Annotated in this window: 1 protein-coding gene; it reads left to right on the forward strand. The window is 66.5% G+C overall.

Annotation, left to right across the window (positions count from 1 at the left end):
* On the forward strand, nt 1-1,643 hold a 1,643-nt coding region (locus tag EV286_RS31820; protein WP_165933020.1), incomplete at both ends, for an AAA family ATPase.

Raw genomic sequence — 1,643 nt, forward strand, 5'->3', positions numbered from 1 at the left:
GCGCAGATATCAGCGGTGATCGGCTTTGCCGGGGCCGGCAAGTCGACGATGCTGGCGGCGGCGCGCCAGGCCTGGGAGGCGCAGGGCTACCGCGTCCATGGTGCAGCCCTTGCCGGCAAGGCGGCCGAGGGACTGGAGGAATCCTCCGGCATTCCATCCAGCACATTGGCGTCCTGGGAGCATCGCTGGCAGGCGGGCAGGGGCGCGCTCGGCGGCAATGATGTGCTTGTCATCGACGAGGCCGGCATGGTCGGCAGCCGGCAGCTGGCACGCTTCGTCAATGAGGCCGAGGCGCGTGGTGCCAAGCTGGTTCTGGTCGGCGATCACGAGCAGCTGCAGGCGATCGGTGCGGGGGCGCCGTTCCGGGCGATTGCCGAACGTATCGGTGCCGTCGCCCTTTCGGAGATCCGCCGGCAGACCGAGGGCTGGCAGCGCGAGGCATCGATTGCCTTTGCCACGCATCGCACCGGTGACGGACTGGCGCTCTATGCCGGGCACGGCGCGGTCCAGTTCCACGACAATCGCGATGAAGCACGCGCGGCCCTGGTGCGCGACTATCTCGCCGATCTCGAGGGTTCGTCCGGATCGCGGATTGCGCTCGCCCATCGTCGCGTCGATGTGGCCTCGATCAATGCCGATATCCGCGCCGGCCTTCAGGCGCGCGGACTGTTGGCAAAGGGCGAGGAAGAGCACACATCTCTCGGTCGTGAACTCGTCTACCAGACCAATGACGGCCAGCGGTGCTTTGCGCCGGGCGATCGGATCGTTCTCCTGGAGAACAATCGCGAGCTCAAGGTGAAGAACGGCATGCTGGGAACGGTCGAGTCCGTCGAACCGGACGCACTCCAGATACGTCTCGACGGCCGCGGGCAGGCGAATGCCCAACGGAAGGCTCAACTGCTCTCCATACCGGTCAAGAGTTACCAGGCCTTTGACCACGGCTATGCGACGACCATCCACAAGGCGCAGGGGGCGACGGTCGACCGCGCCTTCGTTCTCGCATCCGCCACGATGGACCGGCACCTGACCTATGTGGCGATGACCCGTCATCGCGAAGGTGTGCAGCTTTATGCCGGCCGCGACGCGTTCAGGGACATGACGGCGCTCGCTGCCAGCATGGGACGATCCGGCGCCAAGGAAACGACGCTCGACTATGTCGGTGACTTTGCCGCGCGGCGCGGACTGGCGGAGGCATTCGGGATCAGAAGTGAGATCGGGCTCGGTCCGACGCGCGATATCGCCGCGCACAGGGAAAAGGTCGAGCCGCTGGTGCCGGCGCTGACACACTATTCCCAGAGTATCGACGCGGTCGCCCGTGAGAAGGCCAGACCGGTGTTCGAGCGGGCGATGGAGGCGGTGCGTTCGGTTGGCCGTCATGTCTATGCCGATATGGATGCTGTCGCCGCCAGGCTCGGCGCTGCGATCACGGACAACGGGATCGAAACCCAGCTGTTGGCGACATCGGTTGCCGGGCGTCCGGAGCAGTTCGGAGCGCTGCGTGGCGCCTCCGGTCTCCTTGGTGACAACAGCGAGCGCAAGGCGGCACGCCACCATGCCAGGGCGCTCGGCCATCATGTGGCCGCAGCTGGCCTCGTCTGGGAGCGTCGGTTCGAGGCGGCGCGTCAGTCCGAAGCCTGGATGCG

It is taken from the genome of Rhizobium sp. BK251 (assembly GCF_004345245.1).
Lineage (GTDB): Bacteria > Pseudomonadota > Alphaproteobacteria > Rhizobiales > Rhizobiaceae > Rhizobium.